Below are 25,379 nucleotides of genomic sequence, written 5' to 3'. Positions count from 1 at the left end.
AGATTCAAAAGGGAACCAACCATACAAGATCAGGGACTAATTACAAGTTTTGCCCTGCGCACGGACACCGTTCAGCAAGCACAGCATTCGCGAGCTTGCACCACAGATGATTTGGTTATATTTTATACAGTTATTTCATCTTCATCATGTCATTCATCTTTTCCATTTCATCTTCAAAGTCAAAATTACCTATGACCACTGAACCGTCTAAAGCGCCGCCGCTTTACCCGAAGACCCACCTGCTCGCAGCAAGTGGTATCGCCGCCCTTCTCAGCCTGGCGCTCCTGGTATTCCCTTCCAGTGATGTAGAGGCCAAACGAACATCCCTGAGCCTTGACCTGGAAAGCCCGGTTGAGCAACTGACACAAGATCAAGACGCTTCCGACGCACAGCAAGCCACAACTACCGCTACTGAATCACCGTTCGCCCAGATAGAAAGCAGCCCAGAAGACACCCAGCAAGCAGCCAAACCAGCACCTGCCCCGGCAGCAGATGTCGCCAAGAATCCGCAACACCGCGAAGTCATCGTGGCAAAAGGCGATACGTTGTCGACCCTGTTCGAAAAGGTCGGCCTGCCCGCCGCCACGGTTAATGAAGTACTGGCCAGTGACAAACAGGCCAAGCAATTCACCCAACTCAAGCACGGGCAGAAGCTTGAGTTCGAACTGACCCCAGATGGCCAGTTGAATAACCTGCACAGCAACATCAGCGACCTCGAAAGCATCACCCTGACCAAGGGCGCCAAGGGCTTTGCCTTCAATCGTGTCACCACCAAGCCGGTGATGCGCTCTGCTTATGTACACGGCGTGATCAACAGCTCCTTGTCGCAGTCCGCTGCACGCGCCGGCCTGTCCCATAGCATGACCATGGACATGGCCAGCGTATTTGGATACGACATCGACTTCGCCCAGGACATCCGCCAAGGCGATGAATTCGACGTGATCTACGAGCAGAAGGTCGCCAACGGTAAAGTGGTCGGCACCGGCAATATTCTCTCCGCACGCTTCACCAACCGCGGCAAGACCTATACCGCAGTTCGCTACACCAACAAGCAAGGCAACAGCAGCTACTACACCGCCGATGGCAACAGCATGCGTAAGGCGTTTATCCGCACGCCTGTCGACTTCGCTCGTATTAGCTCGCGATTCTCCATGGGCCGCAAGCATCCAATTCTGAACAAAATCCGCGCCCACAAAGGCGTCGACTATGCCGCCCCTCGTGGTACGCCAATCAAGGCCGCCGGTGACGGCAAGGTGCTGCTGGCCGGTCGTCGCGGAGGCTACGGCAATACCGTGATCATCCAGCACGGCAACACCTACCGTACCCTTTATGGCCACATGCAAGGGTTCGCCAAGGGCGTGCAGACGGGCGGCACCGTGAAGCAAGGCCAGGTGATTGGTTATATCGGCACTACCGGCCTGTCTACCGGACCGCACTTGCATTATGAGTTCCAAGTCAATGGCGTACACGTCGATCCATTGGGCCAAAAGCTACCCATGGCCGACCCCATCGCCAAGGCCGAGCGTGCGCGCTTCATGCAACAGAGCCAGCCGCTGATGGCGCGCATGGATCAGGAGCGCTCCACCCTGCTGGCTTCGGCGAAGCGTTAAGACATGGCGCTCTATATAGGGGTGATGTCTGGCACCAGCCTCGACGGTCTGGATATAGCCCTGATCGAACAAAGCTCGGCGATCAAGCTGATCGCCACTCACTACATCCCCATGCCAGGCAGCCTGCGCGCCGAGCTGCTCAGCCTGTGCGCCAGCGGCCCAGATGAAATCGCTCGCTCGGCAATTGCCCAGCAGCATTGGGTGACAGTGGCTGCCCAAGGCATTCATGCCTTACTGGAGCAGCAAGCTCTCAAGCCCCAAGACATTCGCGCGATCGGTAGCCACGGGCAAACCATCCGCCATGAACCCACCCGAGGCTTTACCGTACAGATCGGTAACCCTGCCCTGCTCACCGAGCTGACAGGCATCACTGTGGTCAGCGACTTCCGCAGCCGCGACGTGGCCGCTGGTGGCCAGGGCGCACCATTGGTACCCGCCTTTCATGAAGCGTTGTTTGGCGAACGCAGCGGCAATCACGCCGTCCTGAATATCGGCGGTTTCAGCAACCTTAGCCTGATCGAGACCGGCAAGCCTGTAGCCGGCTTCGACTGCGGCCCCGGCAACGTTCTGCTGGACACCTGGATTCACCAGCAGCGCGGCGAGCACTTTGATCGTGACGGCCGGTGGGCGGCCGGCGGTAAAGTCGAATCGCAGTTACTCAACACCCTGCTCAGCGACCCCTTCTTTGTCACACAGGGCCCAAAAAGCACCGGACGCGAAGTGTTCAATCGCGAGTGGCTGCAACGACATCTGGCGGGGTTGCCAGCATTTGCTCCCCAGGACGTACAAGCCACGCTGCTGGAGCTGACCGCCCTGACCATCGTCAAATCCCTGCAAACCGCACAACACCAGACCGAAACCCTACTGGTCTGTGGCGGCGGCGCCCATAACGTTACGTTGATGAGCCGCCTGGCCGCGCTACTGCCGGCGACCCAAGTCAGCAGCACCGCCACCTACGGCGTAGATCCTGATTGGGTAGAAGCCATGGCCTTTGCCTGGCTGGCCCATTGCTGCCTGGAAGGCATTGCTGCCAACCGCCCCAGCGTCACCGGCGCACGCGGTCTTCGGGTACTGGGCGCGATCTACCCCGCCTGACAGCCCTCCAGGATCTGCAGACAGCAAAACGCCGCTTGACCGATCAAAGCCAAGCGGCGTTTTTGTATCCGCCATCGATCAGATCGAGAACGAAGACCCGCAACCACAGGTGGTGGTGGCGTTAGGGTTCTTTATCACGAAACGCGACCCCTCGAGACCTTCCTGATAATCCACCTCGGCACCTGCCAGGTATTGGAAACTCATAGGGTCTACGACCAGGCTGACGCCCTCGCGCTCGACGATGGTATCGTCATCGGCCACATCTTCATCGAAGGTAAAACCGTACTGAAACCCTGAACAACCGCCGCCCGTAACGAATACGCGCAGCTTCAAGCGATCATTACCCTCTTCATCGACCAGGCTCTTCACCTTGTGCGCAGCACCGTGGGTGAATTGCAAAGCCGTGGGGGTGAAGGATTCAACGCTCATGCTGATAATCTCCCGGCGTAGCGCCGCCATATGCGTAATGGCCGGTATTATCCGCTTCTCCTAGAAAAGCGGTCAACTATTGTTACGGTATATCAATCTGCGTAGCCGCCATTAAAAACACAAAAGGCCCGATGATCGGGCCTTTTGCGCAATAACGGGGAAACCCTAAGGCAGCATGCCCGCATGGGACAGGCCCAGCTTCTCATCCAGGCCGAACAGGATGTTCATGTTCTGTACAGCCTGGCCCGACGCACCCTTGACCAGATTATCGATCACGGACAGTACTACCACCAAGTCGCCATCCTGCGGACGATGCACCGCGATACGGCACACATTGGCGCCGCGCACGCTGCGAGTTTCCGGGTGACTGCCAGCCGGCATTACATCGACGAACGGCTCGTTGGCATAACGTTTTTCAAACAATGCCTGCAGATCCACCGAGCGATCGACGACAGTCGCGTACAGCGTGGAGTGAATACCACGGATCATCGGCGTCAAATGCGGAACGAAGGTCAAGCCCACCTCCTTGCCCGCGGCACGACGCAACCCCTGGCGGATCTCCGGCAAGTGGCGATGCCCCTTGACCGCATAGGCCTTCATGCTTTCCGACGTCTCGGAATACAGCGAACCTACCGCCGCACCCCGGCCTGCACCGCTGACACCTGACTTGCAGTCCGCGATCAGGCGCGAAGCATCGGCCAAGCCTGCTTCCAGCAATGGCAGGAAGCCCAGTTGGGTCGCAGTGGGATAGCAACCCGGCACGGCGATCAGGCGCGCCTGCTTGATCTGCTCGCGATTGACTTCCGGCAGGCCGTACACCGCCTCTTCCAACAGTTCTGGCGCACCGTGCGGCTGGCCGTACCACTTGGCCCACTCATCGGCGTCCTGCAGACGGAAATCCGCCGACAGGTCGATGACCTTGGTGCCCGCCGCCAGTAATTCACCGGCCAGGGCATGGGCGACACCGTGAGGCGTAGCAAAGAACACTACGTCACAGGCCCCCAGGGTCTTGATGTCCGGCACACTGAACGCCAGGCCGTCATAGTGGCCTCGCAGGTTGGGGTACATATCGGCCACGGCCAGGCCGGCCTCGGATCGGGAAGTGATGACCACCACCTCTGCCTGCGGATGCTGAGCCAACAGACGCAGCAATTCGACACCGGTGTAACCCGTGCCGCCGACGATACCGACCTTGACCATAAACCTGCCCTCAACGAACCCACTGGAAAGCCGTCGATAATAGGGGCCGCATCGTTCTGCGACAACCGCCAAGGTGACGTAAGGACGCATGAGCCACTACTATCTTCAGCTACCGTGAACCTGGGAATAACTAAAAATGCTTTATCTATGGGTCAAAGCCTTCCATATCGTCGCCATCGTGTGCTGGTTTGCCGGGCTGTTCTACCTGCCGCGCCTGTTCGTCTACCACGCGCAAAGCGAGGATACGGTCAGCAAGGAACGCTTCAGTGTCATGGAGCGCAAGCTGTATCGCGGCATCATGGGGCCCGCGATGGTCGCCACCCTTGTGTTCGGCATCTGGCTGATCGCGCTCAACCCCGCCATCTTCCAGATGGGTGCCTGGATCCATGCCAAGCTGACCCTGGTCGTGCTCCTTATCGGCTATCACCATATGTGCGGCGCGCAGGTAAAGCGCTTTGCCCGTGGCGAAAACACCCGCAGCCATGTCTTTTATCGCTGGTTCAATGAAGTCCCGGTTCTGATATTGCTGGCTATCGTAATTTTGGTCGTGGTCAAACCGTTCTAACTTCTAATGACTCGGGGTACCTCCAATGTCGCTGCCCGCTCTGCTTGAACAACGTCTTCGCCTGCCCGTGGTGGCTGCGCCGATGTTCCTGATTTCCAACCCGCAACTGGTCCTGGCGTGCTGTCGCAACGGAGTGGTCGGGAGTTTCCCGGCGCTCAACCAGCGTGAAAGCAGTGGTTTCAAGGCCTGGCTGGAGGAAATCGAAGCGGGCCTGGCTCCGTTGGACAACCCCGCGCCCTACGCCGTGAACCTTATCGTGCACAACAGCAACCCACGGTTGCAGGCTGACTTGGCGATCTGCGTGGAACACAAGGTCCCGATCGTGATCACCAGCCTGGGCGCCGTGAAGGAACTGGTGGATGCCGTGCACAGCTACGGCGGCCTGGTCTTTCACGATGTCACCACGCGGCGCCATGCGGAGAAAGCCGCGGAGGCCGGTGTCGATGGTTTGATCGCAGTCGCTGCGGGCGCCGGGGGCCATGCCGGGACCTGGAGCCCGTTCGCCCTGATCGCCGAAATCCGCCAGTTCTTCGATAAAACCCTGTTGCTGGCAGGTTGCCTCAACCACGGGCACGAAATTCTTGCCGCCCAGGTGCTGGGGGCCGACCTGGCGTATTTCGGCACACGCTTTATCGGCACGACCGAAAGCCACGCCCCGGATGCTTATAAAGAGATGCTGCTCACAGCGCGCGCCGCCGACATCGTGCACACTCCTGCGGTCTCGGGCGTCCCCGCCAGCTTTATGCGCCAGAGCCTGGAAAATGCCGGTTTCGACCTCGCTGCCCTGCAAGGCAAAGGCGAAGTCAACTTCGGTTCCAAGCTCAAGCCGTTGAGCGATGAGGCCAAGGCCTGGAAGACCGTGTGGTCCGCCGGCCAGGGCGTCGGAGATATTGATGATTTACCCAGCGTCGATGAACTCGTTGCCCGCCTGGATGCCGAATACCGCAAGGCGCGCGAGCAGGCGGCACAACTGCGCTGGCCACGCTGACCCAATTGTCAGGCCTGCCAATCGAAGCAGGCTTGCCCCACCCTCCCTGATTAAGTGACAAGGATGCCTGCATGAGCGACAACCGTTTCAAGATCGTGTTTGACGGAGCCTTGCTCCCAGGTGTCGAAAGCACCACGGCAAAACTCAACCTCGCCGAGCTGTTCAAAAGCGACGTCGAGGCCATCGAGAAGCTTTTTACCGGCCGCCCGGTTGCGTTGAAACGCGACCTTTCCCGGCCTGACGCAGAAACCTACCTGACTGCACTGCACAACGCCGGCATCGATGCGCGCATCGAAGCCGAGCAGCCTGTAGCCTTCAGCTTGGCTGAAACTCACGAGACGGATTCGGGCGCTACGGACTTCTCCCGACCTGCCGCTTCGCCCTACGCTCCACCACGCGCTGCCGTAGGTGATGACTTGCCGGAGTATTCCAGCCTCAAGGTCTTCACCATCAATGGGCGCATCGGCCGCCTGCGCTATCTGGCCTGGACGCTGGTGCTGACGGTTGCGATGCTCGTAGCAGCAGGCATCCTCAGTACCGTGGGCTTCGCGATCGCGACCGCTTCGCCAACGATCGCCGTTATTCTCGGCTCGCTGCTGGGGTTTGCGCTGTTTGTTGCGCTTGTCGTCGTGAGCGTGCAAATCGGCGTGCAACGCCTGCACGACCTGGGCTGGTCCGGCTGGTTGTACCTGCTGAACCTGGTTCCGCTGGTGAACAGCGTCTTCCCGCTTCTGCTGTTGGTACTGCCCGGTAACGCCGGCGCCAACCAGTACGGCGCGCCACCTCCGCGCAACTCCACGGCGGTGAAAGTGCTGGCCTCCCTATGGCTGGCGTTTATCCCATTGGTGCTCATCGTCGTGGTGACCCTGGGGATGAATGGCTACCTGAACCAGCTCGAAGCCAACGTGGACAGCAGCTACGAAAGCAGTTCCCTCACCTCCGATGACGACGCCGATCAAAGCGTGATCGTCGATGAAGAAGACGTGCAAAGTGCTGACGAAGCGGCCGAACCTGTAGACTCTCCAGAACAGTGAAGAAACGCCCGCCGCCTGTCCTCTGTCACAGGCTCGGCGGCGTTGCGATGGAGAAAGGCATGACCCGTTACGCTCTGATCACCGGCGCCTCCAGCGGCATCGGCCTGGCCTTGGCCGAAGCACTGGCCCGTCGCGGCCGCAGCTTGATTCTGGTGGCCCGCCAGCGTGATCAGTTGGAAAGCATTGCAATCGAATTGACTCAACGCTTTGGCGTCGAGGTGCTGTTTCGTGCCTGCGACTTGGGCGAGCCACTGCGCTTGTCCGGGTTCCTGCTGGAACTTGAAGAAGGCGAACGGCAGATCGACTTGCTGGTTAACTGCGCCGGCATCGGCACCAGCGGACCGTTCCTGGCCCAGGACTGGATGACCGAGCAGGACCTGATCGAAGTCAACATCCTCGCACTGACGCGCATGTGTCACGCCCTTGGCAATGCCATGGCGTTGCAAGGCGGCGGGCAGATTCTCAATGTCGCCTCGGTTGCGGCGTTCCAGCCCGGCCCGTGGATGAGCAGCTATTACGCCAGCAAGGCGTATGTGCTGCATTTTTCCGAAGGTTTGCGCGAAGAATTGAAGACCTGTGGCATCAAGGTCTCGGTGTTATGCCCCGGCCCGACACGCACGGCGTTCTTCGGCACCGCGCAAATGGACACTGCCAAGCTCGATCGCAGCCAGCAGCTGATGAGCCCGGAAGAAGTGGCCCTCTACACCGTACGCGCACTGGAAAAGAACAAAGCCATCATCATTCCCGGACGGCGCAACCGCTGGCTGGCCTTCAGCCCGCGCTTCAGCCCACGCTGGCTGACCCGCAAGATTGCCGGCGCGATCAACAAGGCCTATTGCCCACGCTGACCGCCTGAGTACACTCACCCTGCACATTCATATGGAGAAACAGCTGTGGATACTCTGTTCACCAAAATCATCAACAGAGAAATACCCGCGAAGATCATCTACGAAGATGACCAGGTCCTCGCCTTCCACGATATCGCCCCACAGGCGCCGGTACATTTCCTGGTAATCCCGAAGAAACCCATCCGCACCCTGAATGACCTGGGCGAAGACGACAAAGCCCTGGCTGGCCATATTCTGTTTACCGCCCAGCGCCTGGCCTTGGAACTGGGCTGCGAGAAAGGTTTCCGGGTAGTGATGAACTGCAATGAAGAAGGTGGACAGACCGTTTACCACATCCATATGCACGTACTGGGTCAGCGCCAGATGAACTGGCCGCCGGGCTGATACCCCACGATCGAAGGGTCGCAGCCCAGCGCGTGCGACCCCATGCCCTTGACTCAACGCAAACGCTTCGCCCTCTCTTGCGGTAAACTGGCCGCCGAGATTCTTCCCGGAGGTCAGCATGACTACCCAACGTCACTACTCGCCGATTGACCGTCTGTTGCTGCAAGCCGATACGGCCATGCGCACACTGTTGCCCTTCAGCGGCGCACCGTACCGCCCGTCGCCGGCCATCGTGCAACCCGACGCGCAGATGAGCGAGACCGACACCCGCCACGTCGCCGGCCTGATGCGCATCAACCATACCGGTGAAGTCTGTGCCCAGGCGCTGTACCAGGGCCAGGCCCTGACCGCCAAGCTGCCGCAAGTGCGCGCAGCCATGGAGCATGCGGCCGAGGAGGAAATCGACCACCTGGCCTGGTGCGAGCAACGTATTCGCCAACTCGGTAGCCACCCCAGCGTACTGAACCCGCTGTTTTATGGCCTGTCGTTCGGAATTGGCGCTGCCGCCGGCCTGATCAGCGATAAAGTCAGCCTCGGTTTTGTCGCAGCGACAGAACATCAAGTTTGCAAGCACCTTGATGAGCACCTGGAACAACTGCCGGCCGAAGACGAAAAATCCCGAGCGATTCTTGAGCAAATGCGCACCGATGAAGAACACCATGCGCAAAGTGCCCTGGATGCCGGTGGCTTCCGCTTCCCCGCGCCGGTGAGGTTTGGTATGAGCCTGCTGGCCAAGGTCATGACCAAAAGCACCTACCGAATCTAGGCCGAAAAAAAGGGCGCTTTCAAAGCGCCCTTCTTTTTGCCGTTACGGCGATCAGCCCAACTCGATGATTTCGTAATCATGAGTGATGGCCACGCCGGCAGCACCGAGCATGATCGATGCCGAGCAGTACTTCTCGGCCGACAGTTCAATGGCTCGCTTGACCTGAGCCTCCTTCAACGCCCGCCCCTTGACCACAAAATGCATATGGATCTTGGTAAAAACCTTCGGGTCTTCAGTGGCGCGTTCGGCTTCCAGGAAGGCTTCACAGCTTTCAACGGCCTGGCGGGACTTTTTCAGGATGCTGACCACGTCGAAATTACTGCAACCGCCCACGCCAAGCAGGAGCATTTCCATGGGGCGTACGCCCAGGTTACGGCCACCGGCTTCCGGTGGGCCGTCCATGACCACGACATGGCCACTGCCCGACTCACCGAGGAACATGGCTTCGCCCGCCCATTGGATGCGTGCCTTCATCGCCCAGACTCCACTGCTAAAAAAGGGTCGCCAGCTTAGCACAGGGGCTTGCAACCACAGCGTTTCCCATGAAAGCGGATCAACAACCGGCCGCGCTCGGTAAATTCGCTAATCGAGTCAGAAAGCGTCTGTTAAGCTGGCGCTAAATCGATGGCGTATTGCCACCCTTCATACAACGTGTATCAATGCCGATACCGCTGAATACAACAACTCCAAATCACCTCGCGCCGCCTTTTCGGGATACAACCATGGTTGCTCTTACTCCCATACCCAAGATCAAGAATCTCGACAAGCTGTTGATGCACTGCCAGCGCCGACGTCACCCGGCCAAGCACAACATCATCTGCGCAGGCGAGCGTTCCGAAACACTGTTCTTCATCATCAAGGGCTCGGTCACCATCCTGATCGAGGATGAAGACGGCCGCGAAATGATCATCGCCTACCTCAATACCGGGGATTTCTTTGGCGAACTGGGGCTGTTTGAACAAGCCGGCAAAGAGCAGGAACGCAGCGCCTGGGTACGGACCAAGATCGAATGCGAAGTGGCCGAAATCAGTTACGCGAAATTTCGCGAATTGGCCCAGCAGGACCCCGATATTCTCTACGCCTTGAGCGGCCAGATTGCCCAACGCCTGCGCGACACCACACGCAAGGTCGGCGACCTGGCGTTCTTTGACGTCACCGGTCGGGTAGCCCGCTGCCTGCTGGAGCTGTGCAAACAACCTGACGCCATGACCCACCCCGATGGCATGCAAATCAAAGTCACGCGCCAGGAGATCGGGCGCATTGTCGGGTGTTCACGGGAAATGGTCGGTCGCGTGCTCAAGGACCTGGAAGAACGCAACCTGGTGCACGTCAAAGGCAAGACGATGGTGGTGTTCGGCACCCGTTAACCCGGCAGGAAGCTGGCCAGCATCTGGCGATACAAGGTGTCCAACCGGCTGATCGCATCCGGCGCGGGGAAAGCTTCGTGCAGCGCGATATGGCTGTCGGCACGCACCCGCTGTTCAAGACCGCAGGCCTCATTGAAACGATTAACCGCCGCAATCAGTTCATCGCGGTCATTCTCCAGCAACAAGGCGCCGTGCACCAACCCCACCGGGCGACCACCACTTTGCCGCCAGCGCTGGGCAGTACCGACCATCTTGCGCCCATTGAGGTTGACGTTGTAACGACCGTCGCAGAACGCGCCGTCGATTTCTCCGACGGAGGCATCGCCGCCCAACTCGATCAATAAATCGCAGATCGGCCGACATAAACGCAGGTAACCGGTTTCGATGCGTGCCTGATCGCTTTCGCTGCGTGGCGGCGCGTAGACCAGCGCGATATTGACCGTAGCGTTGGACTGCGGCACCGGCTCGCCGCCGGTTTCGCGCAGCAACACTGGCCAACCGGCGTCGGCTGAGACTTGGCTGGCGGCTTCGAACGCCGGCAGCCGACTCAAACGTCGGGGCATCACCAAGGCTTGATCACTGGGCTGCCAGAACAGCAGGCCAAACTCCTGCTCACCCGCGCAAACAGCGGTCAACAAGGCTTGCTCGGCGGCAAGGCCTGCTTCAACAAGCATCGACACTGGCTGGATCAACGGGCACCTACCTATCTGAATAAACACAAACCCAAATGTGGGAGGGGGCTTGCCCCGATGGCGGTGTGTCAGTCAAGGATGCTCCAACTGAACCGTCGCCATCGGGGGCAAGCCCCCTCCCACACGTTGATCGCATTTCAAATCAATCGAGAGTGGAACCGCTGACCGCCACGCCACGCTCCGGGAAGAACAGACGCTGCAGTTCCGCCCCCGGGTTCTCGGCACGCATAAAGGTCTCACCCACCAGGAACGAGTACACACCGCTGATTTCCATCAGCTCCACGTCGGCGCGGTTAACGATGCCACTCTCGGTGATCACCAGGCGGTCGCGTGGAATACGCGGCAGCAGGTCGAGGGTGTTTTCAAGGCTGACTTCAAAAGTGTGCAGGTTACGGTTGTTAACGCCCACCAACGGTGTGTCGAGGGTCTTGAGTGCACGTTCCAACTCATCGCCGTCGTGCACTTCCACCAGCACATCCAGGCCAACGCTTTTGGCCACGGCCGCCAACTCGGCCATCTTCACGTCGTCCAGCGCGGAGACGATCAGCAGCACGCAGTCAGCACCCAGGGCTCGGGCTTCGACAATCTGGTACGGGTCGATCATGAAATCCTTGCGGATCACCGGCAACTTGCACGCAGCACGGGCTTGCTTCAAGAACTCGTCGGAGCCCTGGAAAAAGTCGATATCGGTGAGCACGGACAGACAGGTCGCCCCGCCCTTCTCGTAGCTGACGGCGATGTCGGCCGGTACGAAGTTTTCGCGGATGACGCCTTTGCTCGGCGAGGCTTTCTTGATTTCAGCGATAACCGCCGGTTGCTTCTGCTTGGACTGGGCGATCAAGGCGTTGGCAAAACCACGCGGTGCGTCAGCGACCTTCGCCTGGCTTTCCAGCTCGGCCAGGCTCACGCGTGCGCGGCGCACGGCGACTTCTTCAGCTTTGCGGGCCAGGATTTTTTCCAGAACGGTCGGGACACTCATCCTTCATTCTCCATCTTGAATACTGCGGTGAATGCTCCCAGCTCTTCGAGCTTTTCACGAGCCAGACCGGTGTGCAGCGCATCGTGGGCCAAGGCCACACCCTCCTTAAGACTATAGGCATGGTCCGCCGCGTAAAGTGCCGCGCCAGCATTCAAAACAATCATTTCTGCAGCTTTTTGGCCGTTCTCGGTCTTGCGACGCCCCAAGGCATCGCGAATCAGTTCCAGCGAAGCTGCCGGGCTTTCCACCGCCAAGCCATGCAGGCTCTGGCTTTTCATGCCCAGGTCTTCGGGCTCGACCCAATATTCGGTGACCTGGTCGTTCTTCAGTTCGGCCACAAAGGTCGGGGCCGCCAGGCTGAATTCGTCCAGGCCATCCTTGGAATGCACCACCAGCACATGCTTGCTGCCCAGGCGTTGCAATACTTCAGCCAATGGACGGCACAGCGCCTGGCTGAACACGCCCACCACCTGGTGCTTCACACCGGCCGGATTCGTAAGCGGGCCGAGCATGTTGAACAGGGTACGCAGGCCAATGTCCTTGCGCGGGCCGGCCGCATGTTTCATCGCCCCATGGTGGGACTGGGCAAACATAAAGCCGATGCCGACGTTATCGATGCAGCGTGCCACTTGTACCGGCGTCAGGTTCAGGTAGATGCCGGCCGCTTCCAGCAAGTCGGCACTGCCGCTTTTGCCCGATACCGCACGGTTACCGTGCTTGGCCACGGTGCAGCCAGCCGCCGCGACCACAAAGGAAGCCGCCGTCGACACGTTGAAAATATTCGCACCGTCGCCGCCGGTACCGACCACATCGACAACACCGTCGAGGGTCTTGAGCGCGACCTTGTCCGCCAGCTCGCGCATCACCGATACCGCGCCGACGATTTCGTCGATGCTCTCGCTCTTCATGCGCATCGCCATCATGAACGCGCCGATCTGCGCGTCGGTGCATTGACCGGTCATGATTTCGCGCATCACATCGCTCATTTCAGCGGTGCTCAGGTCCAGATGGCCGACGATACGGCTCAGGGCAGTCTTGATATCCATGGAAAGTCCTTAGCGCGTGCCGCCGCTCTGCTTGAGAAAGTTGGCGAACAGCTCGTAGCCCTGCTCGGTCAGGATCGACTCAGGGTGAAACTGCACCCCTTCGATGTTCAGTGTCTTGTGGCGCAGGCCCATGATCTCGTCGACGGAGCCGTCTTCCAGTTGGGTCCAGGCGGTCAGTTCCAGGCATTCTGGCAGGGTTTCGCGCTTGACCACCAGCGAGTGGTAGCGGGTCACGGTCACCGGGTTGTTGAGTGCCTGGAATACGCCCAGGTCTTTATGGAACACCGGGCTGGTCTTGCCATGCATCACCTGCCGCGCACGCACCACGTCACCACCAAAGGCCTGGCCGATGGACTGATGGCCCAGGCATACGCCCAGGATTGGCAGCTTGCCGGCGAAGTACTTGATGGCTTCGAGGGAAATACCCGCCTCGGTCGGCGTGCAGGGGCCCGGCGAAACCACAATGCGCTCCGGGTTCAGGGCGGCGATTTCGGCCACGGTCAGTTCGTCATTGCGAACCACTTTGACCTCGGCACCCAACTCCCCCAGGTACTGCACAACGTTGTAGGTAAAGGAGTCGTAGTTATCAATCATCAGTAACATGGGGAAACCTCAAGAATTGGGGGTCTGTTCAGCCAGCGCTACGGCGCGGAACATCGCGCGGCGCTTGTTCAGGGTTTCTTCCCATTCGAGGGCCGGCACCGAGTCGGCGACAATCCCGCCACCGGCCTGCACATGCAGCTCCCCGTCCTTGATCACGGCCGTGCGAATCGCGATGGCGGTGTCCATGTTGCCGTTCCAGGCGAAATACCCCACGGCGCCACCGTAGACGCCACGCTTGACCGGTTCCAGCTCATCGATGATTTCCATCGCACGAATCTTCGGCGCGCCCGACAAGGTACCGGCCGGCAGAATCGCCCGCAGCGCGTCCATCGCGGTCAAGCCGGCTTTCAATTCCCCGGTGACGTTGGAGACGATATGCATCACGTTGGAATAACGCTCGATGACCATTTTCTCGGTGAGCTTCACCGAACCGATTTCCGAGACACGCCCCGTGTCGTTGCGGCCCAGGTCGATCAGCATCAGGTGTTCGGCGATTTCCTTATCGTCGCTGAGCAGGTCTTCCTCGAGCGCCAAATCCGCTTCTTCGGTCGCGCCACGCGGGCGTGTACCGGCGATCGGGCGCACGGTGATCAGGTTGTCTTCAACGCGCACCAGCACTTCTGGCGAACTGCCCACCACGTGGAAGTCACCGAAGTTGAAGAAATACATGTAAGGCGTCGGGTTGAAGCAGCGCAGCGCTCGGTACAGATCGATCGGCGCGGCCTTGAAGTCGATGGACATGCGTTGCGACGGCACTACCTGCATGCAGTCACCGGCGAGGATGTATTCCTTGATGGTATCGACGGCGCGTTCGTAATCATCCTGGGTAAAGCTGGAGCGGAACACCGGGTCGGCCGCCGGTGGACGGCTGAGGTCCAGGCCGCGACGCGGGGTGATCGGCTGGCGCAGTTTTTCCAGCAAGGCTTCGAGGCTGGCCAGGCCCTGCTCGAAAGCGTTGGCCTGGGATGGGTCGGCGAGCACGATCGCATGCATCTTGCCGGCGAGGTTATCGAACACCACCACCGCATCGGAGACCATCAGCAGAATGTCCGGCACGCCCAATGGGTCCGGATTCGGGCATTTGCCCAGGCGTTTTTCCACATAACGAACACAGTCGTAGCCGAAATACCCCACCAGGCCGCCATTGAAACGTGGCAGGCCAGGGATGGTCGGCACGTTGTAGCGCGCCTTGAAGGTTTCGACGAAGGCCAGCGGGTCTTCGACATCGTGGCTTTCGATCTCGACGCCATCATGGGTAATGCTCACATGATGGTCATGCACCCGCAGTACGGTGCGGCACGGCAGGCCGATGATCGAGTAACGGCCCCACTTCTCACCGCCCTGTACCGACTCCAGCAGGTAGGAGTTGGGCTCGTCGGCCAGCTTCAGGTAGATCGACAGCGGTGTGTCGAAGTCGGCCAGGGTTTCGCAGGCCAGGGGAATACGGTTATAGCCGGCAGCGGCCAAACGCAGGAATTCTTCGCGGATCATGGTGTGCCTCGTGGCATGAGGGTCTAACAGTCAGGTATGCAAACGTGCCGCAGGGCGCGGCCAGGATCAGTCAGGCGCGCCAACGCCAGCGGGCCAGGGCCTTGATAACTTTCATCCAGAGTTTGCGAGTGACCACCACGATGGAATTTCCAGAAGGGGACGGATCGGTATCGGGCAACGTTATCTCAGCGCCAGCTCCCAAGCAACCGGGGATTAGCAGTCGCAGGTCATCAATCACCAACGACGGCGACTCTTCGGCGATCGGCCGACCATGGTTGTAGCCGTAACTCAAGGCCACGCACTGCACCCCCGCCGCTTTTGCCGCCAGCACATCACTGCGCGAATCGCCGACAAACAACGACTGCGACGCCGGGATATTGGCCATTTTCATCACAAAAAACAGCGCCGCCGGGTCGGGTTTCTTCTGCGGCAAGGTATCGCCACCGATGATCCAGCGGAAATACCGGCCGATTTTCATCTGGTCCAGCAACGGCGCGACGAAGCGCTCCGGCTTGTTGGTGATCAGGGCCATTTCCACGCCCTGCTTGCTCAGCCATTTGAGCGTGTCGCGCACGCCGGGGTATACCACCGTGAGTTCGTGACCGTCCTCATAGGCAGTGTTGAACAACTCCAGTGCATGCTCGGCCTCGACATCATCCACACCTTCGGCGTCGATATGATTGGCCAGGGCCCGGCGCACCAGCATCTGCGCACCGTTGCCGACCCATTCACGCACCGAGTCGATCCCCACCGGCTTGCGCCCCAGCTTGAGCAGCATCTCGTCCACCGCCGCCGCCAGGTCGGGCACCGAATCGATCAACGTACCGTCCAGATCGAACATCACCAGCCGTGGCAGTTTGCCGGGGAATAACTGCTCAAAGCCGCTCATGGACGCGCCAGCGCCAGTTCGGCACGCATCTTGGCGATCACTTCCTGATAATCCGGGGCATTGAAGATCGCCGAGCCGGCCACGAAGGTATCGGCACCGGCGGCGGCGATTTCGCGAATATTGTTGACGTTGACCCCGCCGTCGATTTCCAGGCGGATGTCACGGCCCGAGGCATCGATCAGCGCACGGGCTTCGCGCAGCTTGTCGAGGGTGCCAGGAATGAACTTCTGCCCGCCGAAGCCTGGGTTGACGCTCATCAGCAAGACCATGTCGACCTTGTCCATCACGTACTTGAGCACATCCAGCGGGGTGGCCGGGTTGAACACCAGGCCCGCCTTGCAGCCGCCCTCGCGGATCAGTTGCAGGGTGCGATCGACATGCAGCGAAGCTTCCGGGTGGAAGGTGATGTAGGTTGCTCCGGCGTCAACGAAGTCACCGATGATACGGTCCACCGGGCTGACCATCAGGTGCGCATCGATCGGCGCGGTGATCCCGTACTTGCGCAACGCGGCGCAGACCATCGGCCCGATGGTCAGGTTGGGCACGTAGTGGTTGTCCATGACATCGAAGTGCACGAAGTCGGCACCGGCGGCCAACACCTTGTCCACTTCTTCACCCAGGCGGGCGAAATCGGCAGAGAGAATCGATGGAGCGATAACGAAGGGCTGCATGACGCACCTTTTTTGAGCTAAATCACGATGGCGCGCATTGTATACCTCATGCTTTGCCCTGCGCACCGTGACCTAACTCAACGGCTAATAGGCCGCTCGATAGATTTTCTCGATATCCGCCGGGCTGAGCTTGCGCGGATTATTGCGCATCAGCCGCTCAATGCCCGCCGCTTCGCAGGCCATGGCCGGGATTGCGTCCTCGGGAACCCCAAAACTGCGCAGGCCCGACGGGATCTCCACTGCGGCACACAGTCGCGTCATCGCATCGACCGCCTGGTCGGCGGCATCGTTGACACTCAGGCCGCTGACGTTAACGCCCATGGCCACGGCGATGTCCTGCATGCGCTCGACACACGCCAGCTTGTTCCAATGCATCACATACGGCAGCAACAGCGCATTACTCACGCCGTGGGCGATGTTGAAGCGCCCGCCCAACGGGTACGCCAGCGCATGCACCGCGCCCACACCGGCATTCCCGAATGCCATCCCGGCCATCAGGCTGGCGGTGGCCATATCGTCGCGGGCCTGCAGGTTGGCCGGGTTCGCGTAGGCCTTGGGCAGCGCCTTGGCGATCAGCTTGATTGCGCCAATGGCCAGCGCATCGGTGATCGGCGAGGCATTCAGCGACAGGTAGGCCTCAATCGCATGCACCAGTGCATCCACGCCACTGGCGGCGGTGACGCTGCGTGGGCAGGTCAGGGTCATTTGCGGGCTGATCAGCGCGACATCCGGCAACAGGAAGTCGCTGACGATGCCTTTTTTCAATTGCGCGACCTTGTCGGAAAGAATCGCCACATTGGTCACTTCAGAACCGGTACCGGCCGTGGTGGGAATGGCGATCAGCGGCGGCCCCTTGCGCGGCACCTGGTCGACCCCGAACAAGTCCGCCAGGGCGCCGTGGTAACCCGCGTACGCCGCCACGCTCTTGGCGATATCGATCGCACTGCCGCCGCCCAGGCCGATCAAGCCGTCATGGCCACCCTCGCGGTACACGCGCATGCAATCTTCGACGATGGCGACTTCCGGGTCGGGCAGCACGCGGTCGAAGATTTCGTAGGTGCGATCGCCCAAATGCTCAATCGCCAGGGCCACGGTGCCCGACTTGACCAGCGCGGCGTCGGTGACGATCAGCGGGTTGTCGATATCCAGCCGCGTGAGCTCGGTAGCCAGTTGCTCGATGGCGCCAGCACCGGTCAGTAGTTTGTGGGCGATCTTGAATGAGGAAGTACTCATGTGCGCGGCCTCTTGTCGATTGTGGGCTAGCACAAGAGTAACTGATCGAAACAGGTTGTCTTCCATTCAACTGCTGAATGGTCACAGTCCCATGCGGGAGGGGCTTTCCCCCTCCCACACTGTGATCTGCGTGGGCTTCAGACCTGTGCGGTGCGCAACTTCTCGCTACGCCCGCGCAGCCATTCCAGGGTCAGCAACAGCAACACCGAGAACGCAATCAGCAAGGTCGCCGCGGCGGCAATCGTCGGGCTGAGGTTCTCACGGATACCGCTGAACATCTGCCGAGGCAAGGTCGCCTGCTCCGGGCCGGCCAGGAACAGCGTCACCACCACTTCATCGAACGACGTCGCGAAGGCAAACAGCGCTCCGGAAATCACTCCCGGCGCGATCAGTGGCAAGGTCACCCGACGAAACGCGGTCAGCGGCGAAGCCCCCAGGCTGGCAGCCGCCCGCACCAGGTTATGGTTGAACCCCTGCAGCGTCGCCGACACGGTGATGATCACAAAGGGCACGCCCAACACGGCGTGCACCACGATCAACGAAAAGAAGCTGTTACCCAGGCCCAGCGGCGCAAAGAACAGGTAACTCGCTACACCGATGATCACCACCGGCACCACCATCGGCGAAATCACCAGGGCCATCACCAGCGCCTTGCCGGGAAAATGCCCGCGGGTCAGGCCAATCGCCGCCAGGGTGCCGAACACCATGGCCAGCACGGTGGCCGCCGGCGCGACGATGATGCTGTTCTTCAGCGCGCGCATCCATTCCGCCGAGGCGAAAAAGTCCTGGTACCAGTGCAGCGAGAAGCCTTGCAACGGGTACACCAGGAAACTGCCGCTGTTGAACGACAGCGGGATGATCACCAGCACGGGCAGGATCAGGAACAGCAGGATCAGGCCGCAGAGTATCCGCAAGCTGTAGAACCACACCCGTTCCACCGGTGACATATAAGGGCTCAGCATCGCAAGGTCTCCTCAGCTCAGGCGCAGGCGACTGGCGCCCACCAGCCGGTTGTAGATCAGGTACAGCAGCACGGTCGCCAGCAGCAGTAAGCCACCCAACGCCGTCGCCATGCCCCAGTTGATACTGGTGTTGGTATAGAAGGCCACGAAGTAGCTGACCATCTGGTCGTTCGGGCTGCCCAGCAGCGCCGGGGTGATGTAGTAACCAATCGCCAGGATGAACACCAGCAGGCAACCCGCCCCCACACCGGCATAGGTTTGCGGGAAGTAGACGCGCCAGAAGCTGGTGAACGGGTGGCAGCCCAGGGAAATGGCCGCACGCATATAAGTCGGTGAAATACCCTTCATCACGCTGTAGATCGGCAAGATCATGAACGGCAGCAGGATATGCACCATGGAGATGTAGACCCCGGTGCGGTTGAACACCAGTTCCATGGGTTTATCGATCAGCCCCATGCCCATCAGTGCGCTGTTGATCAAGCCGCCGGACTGCAGCAACACAATCCACGCCGCCACCCGCACCAGGATCGAGGTCCAGAACGGCAGCAGTACCAGGATCATCAGCAGGTTACTTTTGCGCGCCGGCAGGTTGGCCAGCAAGTACGCCAGTGGATAGGCCAGCAGCAGGCAGACGAAAGTGATCACCAGGCCCATCCAGAAGGTACGGGCGAAAATATCCAGGTAGATCGCCTGGTCGGGGGTGGCCGGGGCCACTTCGCCGAGGTCATCGATGCGATGATCGACGGCCGCCAGCAGGTAGTACGGGGTCAGGCTGCTGGTATTACGCCGGATCGCCTGCCAGTACGCCGGGTCGCCCCAGCGTTCATCGAGGCTTTCCAACGCTTCTTTATAAGAGGCCGGGGCTTCGGTAAACGGCAGCGCCCGTGCGGTTTTGGTCAGCAGGCTGCGGTAGCCGGCCAATTCCATGTTCAAACGTTTCGACAGATCGCCCAGGGTCTGGTTTTTGCGGGCTTCGCCCAGGTCTTCGCTCAGCGCCTGGTACACCGGCTCGCCCGGCAGGCCACGACCGTCCCAGGTCTTCACCGCCACCACGGTGCGCGGCAAACCACCCACCACTTCAGGGTTACCCACGCTTTTGTAGAGCAGCGCAACGATCGGCACCAGGAACACCAGCAGCAAAAACAGCACCAGCGGTGCAATCAAGGCCTGGGCCTTCCAGCGATTGAGCCGTTCGGCACGCGCCAGGCGCTGCTTGAGGGTGGGGCTGTTGACCTCGTTCGAGGGAACGGCGATGGCCATGGCTGACTCCGAAACTTGAAAATGAATGCAATCTTTCACACGCGGGAAATCCCTTGTGGGAGGGGGGGCTAGCCCCCGATGGCAGAGTTTCAGTCAACACAGGTATCGACTGGGCCGCCGTCATCGGGGGCAAGCCCCCCTCCCACAGGGTTATGCGGTGTTACTTGGCAGCCCAGGAGTTGAAGCGCTGCTCCAACTGCTCGCCGTTATCCGCCCAGAAGCTCACATCGATCTGCACCTGGTTGGCGATGTTCTCTGGCGTAGTCGGCATGTCTTTCAACACATCCTTGGCCAGCAACGGTACGGCTTGGGTGTTGGCCGGGCCGTAGGCGATGTTTTCCGAGTAGATCTTCTGCTGCTGCGGCTGCACGGAGAAGGCGATGAATTTCTTCGCCGCGTCTGCGCGATCCTTGGCCAGGCCTTTTGGAATGGCCCAGGCATCGAAGTCGTAGATGCCGCCGTTCCAGACCACTTTGAGGTTGCTCTCTTTCTGTACGGCCGCGATACGGCCGTTGTAGGCCGAGCTCATCACCACGTCACCCGAGGCGAGGTACTGCGGCGGTTGTGCGCCGGCTTCCCACCATTGGATCGACGGCTTGAGTTCATCGAGCTTCTTGAACGCACGGTCCTGGCCATCTTTGCCGGCCAGTACTTTGTAGACATCCTTCGGCGCGACGCCGTCAGCCATCAAGGCGAATTCGAGGGTGTACTTGGCCCCCTTACGCAGACCGCGCTTGCCTGGGAATTTCTTGGTGTCCCAGAAATCCGCCCAACTGGTCGGCGCGCTGGTCAGCTTGTCGGCGTTGTAGGCCAGCACCGTGGACCACACGAAGAAGCCCACGCCACAAGGCTGGATCGCGCCCTTCACGTAATCCGCGGTGTTGCCGAACAATTTCGGGTCCAGCGGCTCGAACATGTCCTCGTCGCAACCACGGGACAGTTCCGGCGACTCTACTTCCACCAGGTCCCAGGACACGCTCTTGGTGTCAACCATGGCCTTGACCTTGGCCATTTCACCGTTGTATTCACCGGCGACGATCTTGCCGTTGCCCGCGCTTTCCCACGGTGCATAGAAGGCCTTGACCTGTGCAGCCTTGTTCGCGCCACCGAAGGACACGACCGTCAGGTCCGGGCCTGCCATGGCCTGTGTCGCGCCCATCAAGCTCAAAGCCAGGACGGAATATTTCAGGGATCTCAACATTGTTGTTCTCTCCACGTGCAGGGTTGGTGAAGCCATGGGGGCGATTATTTCGCCTCTAGAAGTGGGTCGAGCGCGCGAACGTGCTCGACTTGCCAGCCAATCGGTACCACGTCGCCGACCGCCAGGGCCGGATCCAGCTCGGCGATCGGTTGTTTCACAAAAAAATCGCTCATGCCGCAGACTTCCAGACGCACACGCACGTGGTCGCCCAGGTAAATGAATTCCGCCACTCGCCCCGAGAAACGGTTGATGCAGCTTTCACTGGAGCCATTGAGGCTGACGCGCTCAGGTCGTACCGACAGCGTTACCGGGCCGCCGACCTGGCCGACATTCACCGCCAGCGCCTCGACTTTCTCGCCCCGCGCCAGCTCCACCACGCAGCGGTCGCCGCTGTGGCTATGCAAGCGACCATTGAGGCGGTTGTTTTCGCCGATAAAGTTGGCGACGAAGGTGTTCTTCGGTTCTTCATACAAGGTGCGCGGCGCGGCGATCTGCTGGATCTCGCCCTGGTGGAACACCGCCACCCGGTCCGACATGGTCAAGGCTTCGCCCTGGTCGTGGGTCACGTACACCACCGTCACGCCGAGGCGCTGGTGCAGGTGCTTGATCTCCATCTGCATGTGTTCGCGCAATTGCTTGTCGAGGGCGCCGAGGGGTTCGTCCATCAGCACCAGTTGCGGTTCGAACACCAGCGCCCGGGCCAACGCCACGCGCTGTTGCTGGCCGCCGGAGAGTTGCGCCGGATAGCGCTGGGCGAAGGCGTCGAGCTGGACCATGCTCAGCACGCGTTTGACCCGCTCGCTGATATCGGTCTTGCTCAAACCACGTACCGACAGGGGGAACGCCAGGTTCTCGGCCACCGTCATGTGCGGGAACAACGCGTAGTTCTGGAACACCATGCCGATATCGCGCTTGTGCGGCGGCACGTTGTTGATCGAGCGCCCGGCCAGCTGGATTTCACCGGCGGTCGGCGTTTCGAAACCCGCCAGCATCATCAGGCTGGTGGTCTTGCCTGAACCGGATGGCCCGAGCAAGGTGAGGAACTCGCCCTTGCGAATCTCCAGGTTGAGGTCTTTGACGATCAGGTTCTCGCCGTCGTAGCTCTTCTGCACGCCACGAAAGCTGACCAGCACATCATTTGAATCCACCTCGCTCATACCCGCACCTTTGTATTTTGGACTGCTGTGGCACAAGCGTAGTCCAGGGGCGAGGCCCCGGAAATCGGGGGCCAGGAGAGAATCACATCAGCAGGATGGACGGTTGGGGGTAGGGAACGCCCTACACCCATGGCGTGTACTGGACAGTGCCGCGCCAGGTGGAGCGCCGCAAGCGGCGAGAATGGGGGCCGTGCCGGTTTGCGGGGTGTCGCAAATAGATATGTCGCTACAGGAGCTTGTGCTCCATGGCGTACTTCACCAGTTCGGCCAGGGAGGTGATATTGAGCTTTTGCATCAAGCGCGCCTTGTGGGTGCTGATGGTCTTGCTGCTCAGCGCCAACTGCTGGGCAATATCATTGACGTTGGCGCCCTGGGCCAGGCGTTCGAATACCGAGAACTCGCGCTCCGAGAGCAATGAGTGCAAGGGCCGCGAATCGGTCAGGCCGACCTCGAATACCATACGGTCCGCCAGGTCCGGGTCAATATAACGACCACCGGCCGCGACCTTGCGAATCGCCATCAACAGCAGTGCCGGGTCGCTGTCCTTGGTGGCATAACCGGCCGCACCCACCTTCAAGGCACGGGCGGCCATTTGCGCTTCATCGTGCATCGATAGCACCAGGATCGCCGGCGGGTTGTTCAGTGCACGAATGCGCGCGATGGCTTCCAGCCCATTGACCCCGGGCATGGAGATGTCCAGCAGCACCACTTCGCAAGGCACATGACGCAAGGTCTCCAGCAATTGCTCGCCATTGCTTGCCTCGCCCACCACCAGCAGGTCTTTGGCCAGGCCGATCAATTGCTTGATGCCTTCACGCACGATGGTGTGGTCTTCGGCTACCAGTACACGGATCACAGGGGTTTCCTCTTATCGTTATGCATCCAACGGCACCGTGACACTCAGGGTCGTGCCCTCTCCCAACTCGCTGTCCAGGGTCAATTGCCCGCCCATGATCAACACCCGTTCGCGCATGCCAACCAGGCCAAACGACACCGGCCGCCCCTGGGCCTGGACGAAGCCGACACCATCGTCGCTGATAGTCAGCCGCAGGTGTTTGCCTTCCACCGTCAAGGTCAGCTCCACAGTATGCGCCTGGGCATGGCGCATCACATTGGTCAGCGCCTCCTGGAGAATGCGAAACAGGCCAATAGCCTTGGCATCGCTCAGCAGCGGCAGGTTTTCCGGAACCTGCACCAGGCACGGGATCTGCGTGCGCGCTTCGAAGCGCCGCGCCTGCCACTCGATGGCAGAGGCAATCCCCGCATCCAGAATCGGCGGGCGCAGCGCCGTGGCCACATCGCGAACCAGTTGGAACAACTGGGCGATCAGGCGCTTCATGCTGTTGAGCCGCTCATTCAACCCTGGGTCGAGTTGCGCGTAGGCCAGCTCGCACATCGAGGTTTCCAGCTTCAGCACCGTGAGCATTTGTCCGAGCTCGTCATGCACTTCGCGGGCGATACGGGCCTTTTCTTCTTCGCGCACGGTTTCCAGGTGGGCCGACAGTTCACGCAATTGCGCTTCACTTTGCAGCAGCGCGGCCACGTAGCGGCGTCGTTCGGTGACGTCATTGAGGTAGACCACCAGGTATTCGCCCTCGGCAAAACGCAGGAAGCTCAAGGACACATCGGCGGGCAAGACACTGCCATCGGCACGCAAGCAATCGGTGGCGAAGTTCTGCGGCCCCTCTTCGCTGGCGCGTGCGCGTTTCCACAGGTTCAGCCAGCGGTCCATGTCCAGGCTCGGGTCAAAATCAACCAAGGGTCGCTCGATCAAGGCGCCGGGACCATAGCCCAGCATGGTTTCGGCCGCCCGGTTGGCGTAGCGCACATGGCTGTCCCAGTTGACCCAGAGGATGCCGACGGTGCTTTGATCGATGGAGAATTGCGTCAGCCGCAGCGCTTCGGCACCCGCGGCGCGCGCTGCACTTTCCTCGCGGGCGGCCAGCAGACTGTGTTCGAGCACGCGCTGATGACGCCGCTGCCAAAACACCACCGCCAGGCAGGCGAGCAGCAACAGGCCCAGCAGCAGGCTGAGGTTCTGCCACAAGCCCGGCGACTCTGACAGCCGTGGGTACTTGGGTTGCAGCCAACGGGTGTGTAATTGGTCGAGATCGCGGGCGGGGATGGCACGCAGGGCGCTTTGCATGATGCCCGCCAGTTCCGGCCATTCGCGGCGGGTCGCCACCCGCAGCAACTGCGGCAGGCCGATGTCCCCCACCACGGCCAGCCCGGCGAATTCCGCTTCACCGGACAATCGGCTCAACTGGGCTTCGTCCACCACGGCATAACGCGCCTGCTGGCTCACCAGCAACTGCAAGGCCTGGCGCTCCATGGGCACGCCTTGCAGGTTGAGGCTGGGATAAGTGCTGCGCAGGTAATCGGCCACCGCGCTGGGCATGCGCACCGCAACGCGCGAGCGGTCGTCGAGCTTTTCCAGGTCGACCGCGCCGCCGCCCTCTCGGATACCGACAATGTGCTGGGGCACGCGCATATACGGGTCAGTGAACAACCACAGGCGCAAACCGGCCGGGGTCTGTTGCAAGCCGGGGGCGATATCGACCTCCCCGTCACGCACGGCGTCTTCCAGTTGTTCCTGCGTCGGGAAGTTACGCCACAACAGTTCAATATTCAGCGCCTTGGCCAGCCATTGCATCAACTCGACATTGGCCCCGGACAAACGCTGCAGGCGCCGATCGTATTGCGCATACGGTGCCTGTAATACCAGGCCCACCCGCAACTCCGGGTGGCCGGCCAACCATTGACGTTGCTGCGCATCGAGCTGCGCTTGCGGTACGACAGGGGCAGGTGCAGCTCCCGCCATCAAGGCAAAGCACAAACAGCCGATAACCAGCAGACAGCGAAAACCCATGATCCACGTCTCACATCACTGACAAATACTGACCAACCCA

The 25,379-nt window shown here is 60.4% G+C and carries 26 protein-coding genes; 9 read left to right on the top strand and 17 right to left on the bottom strand.

Features of this window, described 5'->3' with window-relative positions; all coding sequences use genetic code 11:
* Positions 1 to 191: 191 nt before the first annotated feature.
* A complete protein-coding gene (locus QU606_RS03310; protein ID WP_024077687.1) occupies positions 192 to 1,610 on the top strand; it encodes a peptidoglycan DD-metalloendopeptidase family protein in 1,419 nt (472 codons plus the stop codon).
* A gap of 3 nt (positions 1,611 to 1,613) precedes the next feature.
* Positions 1,614 to 2,705: an anhydro-N-acetylmuramic acid kinase gene (locus QU606_RS03305; protein ID WP_150054584.1), complete on the top strand. Its 1,092-nt coding sequence runs from the start codon at positions 1,614 to 1,616 to the stop codon at positions 2,703 to 2,705.
* 78 nt (positions 2,706 to 2,783) lie between these two features.
* Here QU606_RS03305 and erpA read toward each other — a convergent pair whose 3' ends face one another.
* The gene (gene erpA, locus QU606_RS03300) at positions 2,784 to 3,134 is read right to left on the bottom strand and encodes an iron-sulfur cluster insertion protein ErpA (RefSeq protein ID WP_003176443.1); all 351 of its coding nucleotides are present in this window, start codon (positions 3,132 to 3,134) and stop codon (positions 2,784 to 2,786) included.
* A gap of 165 nt (positions 3,135 to 3,299) precedes the next feature.
* Positions 3,300 to 4,334, bottom strand: coding sequence for an N-acetyl-gamma-glutamyl-phosphate reductase (gene argC, locus QU606_RS03295; protein ID WP_024077689.1), 1,035 nt, complete (start codon positions 4,332 to 4,334; stop codon positions 3,300 to 3,302).
* 136 nt (positions 4,335 to 4,470) lie between these two features.
* Here argC and hemJ point away from each other — a divergent pair, with 136 nt between their 5' ends.
* The 6 genes from hemJ to coq7 all read left to right on the top strand — a co-directional run bounded on the left by hemJ (position 4,471) and on the right by coq7 (position 8,919).
* Positions 4,471 to 4,899, top strand: coding sequence for a protoporphyrinogen oxidase HemJ (gene hemJ, locus QU606_RS03290; protein WP_024077690.1), 429 nt, complete (start codon positions 4,471 to 4,473; stop codon positions 4,897 to 4,899).
* Positions 4,900 to 4,924: 25 nt separating this feature from the next.
* The gene (locus tag QU606_RS03285; protein ID WP_024077691.1) at positions 4,925 to 5,887 is read left to right on the top strand and encodes a nitronate monooxygenase family protein; all 963 of its coding nucleotides are present in this window, start codon (positions 4,925 to 4,927) and stop codon (positions 5,885 to 5,887) included.
* 71 nt (positions 5,888 to 5,958) lie between these two features.
* Positions 5,959 to 6,921: a DUF805 domain-containing protein gene (locus tag QU606_RS03280; RefSeq protein WP_024077692.1), complete on the top strand. Its 963-nt coding sequence runs from the start codon at positions 5,959 to 5,961 to the stop codon at positions 6,919 to 6,921.
* A gap of 59 nt (positions 6,922 to 6,980) precedes the next feature.
* Positions 6,981 to 7,769 carry an SDR family oxidoreductase gene (locus QU606_RS03275; RefSeq protein ID WP_024077693.1) on the top strand — a complete coding sequence of 263 codons (789 nt, stop codon included), beginning with the start codon at positions 6,981 to 6,983 and terminating at the stop codon, positions 7,767 to 7,769.
* A 45-nt stretch (positions 7,770 to 7,814) separates the two neighbouring features.
* A complete protein-coding gene (locus QU606_RS03270; RefSeq protein ID WP_024077694.1) occupies positions 7,815 to 8,153 on the top strand; it encodes a histidine triad nucleotide-binding protein in 339 nt (112 codons plus the stop codon).
* 118 nt (positions 8,154 to 8,271) lie between these two features.
* On the top strand, positions 8,272 to 8,919 hold the full coding sequence (gene coq7, locus QU606_RS03265; RefSeq protein ID WP_024077695.1) for a 2-polyprenyl-3-methyl-6-methoxy-1,4-benzoquinone monooxygenase: 648 nt from the start codon (positions 8,272 to 8,274) through the stop codon (positions 8,917 to 8,919).
* A gap of 51 nt (positions 8,920 to 8,970) precedes the next feature.
* Here the strand turns inward: coq7 and QU606_RS03260 are convergent, their stop codons facing one another.
* On the bottom strand, positions 8,971 to 9,393 hold the full coding sequence (locus tag QU606_RS03260) for an OsmC family protein (protein ID WP_005792019.1): 423 nt from the start codon (positions 9,391 to 9,393) through the stop codon (positions 8,971 to 8,973).
* Positions 9,394 to 9,641: 248 nt separating this feature from the next.
* On the opposite strand from QU606_RS03260, the gene crp reads away from it, so the two are divergent.
* On the top strand, positions 9,642 to 10,286 hold the full coding sequence (gene crp, locus QU606_RS03255; protein ID WP_024077696.1) for a cAMP-activated global transcriptional regulator CRP: 645 nt from the start codon (positions 9,642 to 9,644) through the stop codon (positions 10,284 to 10,286).
* Here the strand turns inward: crp and QU606_RS03250 are convergent.
* The 14 genes from QU606_RS03250 to QU606_RS03185 form a co-directional block, all read right to left on the bottom strand.
* On the bottom strand, positions 10,283 to 10,978 hold the full coding sequence (locus tag QU606_RS03250; protein ID WP_304998111.1) for a lipoate--protein ligase family protein: 696 nt from the start codon (positions 10,976 to 10,978) through the stop codon (positions 10,283 to 10,285). The genes crp and QU606_RS03250 overlap by 4 nt on opposite strands.
* Before the next feature lie 142 nt (positions 10,979 to 11,120).
* Positions 11,121 to 11,957: an indole-3-glycerol phosphate synthase TrpC gene (gene trpC, locus QU606_RS03245; protein ID WP_024077698.1), complete on the bottom strand. Its 837-nt coding sequence runs from the start codon at positions 11,955 to 11,957 to the stop codon at positions 11,121 to 11,123.
* Entirely contained in the window at positions 11,954 to 13,003 is a 1,050-nt protein-coding gene (trpD, locus tag QU606_RS03240) for an anthranilate phosphoribosyltransferase (RefSeq protein WP_024077699.1), read from the bottom strand. The genes trpC and trpD overlap by 4 nt, the downstream gene beginning before the upstream one ends.
* Before the next feature lie 9 nt (positions 13,004 to 13,012).
* Positions 13,013 to 13,606: an aminodeoxychorismate/anthranilate synthase component II gene (locus tag QU606_RS03235; RefSeq protein WP_024077700.1), complete on the bottom strand. Its 594-nt coding sequence runs from the start codon at positions 13,604 to 13,606 to the stop codon at positions 13,013 to 13,015.
* 9 nt (positions 13,607 to 13,615) lie between these two features.
* Entirely contained in the window at positions 13,616 to 15,097 is a 1,482-nt protein-coding gene (trpE, locus tag QU606_RS03230; RefSeq protein ID WP_024077701.1) for an anthranilate synthase component I, read from the bottom strand.
* 70 nt (positions 15,098 to 15,167) lie between these two features.
* Positions 15,168 to 15,986 carry a phosphoglycolate phosphatase gene (locus tag QU606_RS03225; protein WP_024077702.1) on the bottom strand — a complete coding sequence of 273 codons (819 nt, stop codon included), beginning with the start codon at positions 15,984 to 15,986 and terminating at the stop codon, positions 15,168 to 15,170.
* On the bottom strand, positions 15,983 to 16,657 hold the full coding sequence (gene rpe, locus QU606_RS03220; RefSeq protein WP_024077703.1) for a ribulose-phosphate 3-epimerase: 675 nt from the start codon (positions 16,655 to 16,657) through the stop codon (positions 15,983 to 15,985). The genes QU606_RS03225 and rpe overlap by 4 nt, the downstream gene beginning before the upstream one ends.
* 84 nt (positions 16,658 to 16,741) lie before the next feature.
* On the bottom strand, positions 16,742 to 17,890 hold the full coding sequence (locus QU606_RS03215; RefSeq protein ID WP_024077704.1) for an iron-containing alcohol dehydrogenase: 1,149 nt from the start codon (positions 17,888 to 17,890) through the stop codon (positions 16,742 to 16,744).
* Between the two features lie 137 nt (positions 17,891 to 18,027).
* On the bottom strand, positions 18,028 to 18,852 hold the full coding sequence (locus QU606_RS03210; RefSeq protein WP_024077705.1) for an ABC transporter permease: 825 nt from the start codon (positions 18,850 to 18,852) through the stop codon (positions 18,028 to 18,030).
* 12 nt (positions 18,853 to 18,864) lie between these two features.
* Entirely contained in the window at positions 18,865 to 20,112 is a 1,248-nt protein-coding gene (locus QU606_RS03205; protein ID WP_024077706.1) for an ABC transporter permease, read from the bottom strand.
* A 160-nt stretch (positions 20,113 to 20,272) separates the two neighbouring features.
* Complete coding sequence (locus QU606_RS03200) at positions 20,273 to 21,313, bottom strand: ABC transporter substrate-binding protein (protein ID WP_024077707.1); 1,041 nt, start codon at positions 21,311 to 21,313, stop codon at positions 20,273 to 20,275.
* 44 nt (positions 21,314 to 21,357) lie between these two features.
* Positions 21,358 to 22,470: an ABC transporter ATP-binding protein gene (locus tag QU606_RS03195; protein ID WP_024077708.1), complete on the bottom strand. Its 1,113-nt coding sequence runs from the start codon at positions 22,468 to 22,470 to the stop codon at positions 21,358 to 21,360.
* A gap of 226 nt (positions 22,471 to 22,696) precedes the next feature.
* Complete coding sequence (locus QU606_RS03190) at positions 22,697 to 23,326, bottom strand: response regulator transcription factor (RefSeq protein ID WP_024077709.1); 630 nt, start codon at positions 23,324 to 23,326, stop codon at positions 22,697 to 22,699.
* 18 nt (positions 23,327 to 23,344) lie between these two features.
* Positions 23,345 to 25,339, bottom strand: coding sequence for a sensor histidine kinase (locus QU606_RS03185; protein ID WP_069077171.1), 1,995 nt, complete (start codon positions 25,337 to 25,339; stop codon positions 23,345 to 23,347).
* Between the last annotated feature and the right edge of the window lie 40 nt (positions 25,340 to 25,379).

The organism is Pseudomonas sp. OVF7, from assembly GCF_030644265.1.
GTDB lineage: Bacteria > Pseudomonadota > Gammaproteobacteria > Pseudomonadales > Pseudomonadaceae > Aquipseudomonas > Aquipseudomonas gorinensis.
This window is presented reverse-complemented; position numbering and strand designations above follow the sequence as displayed.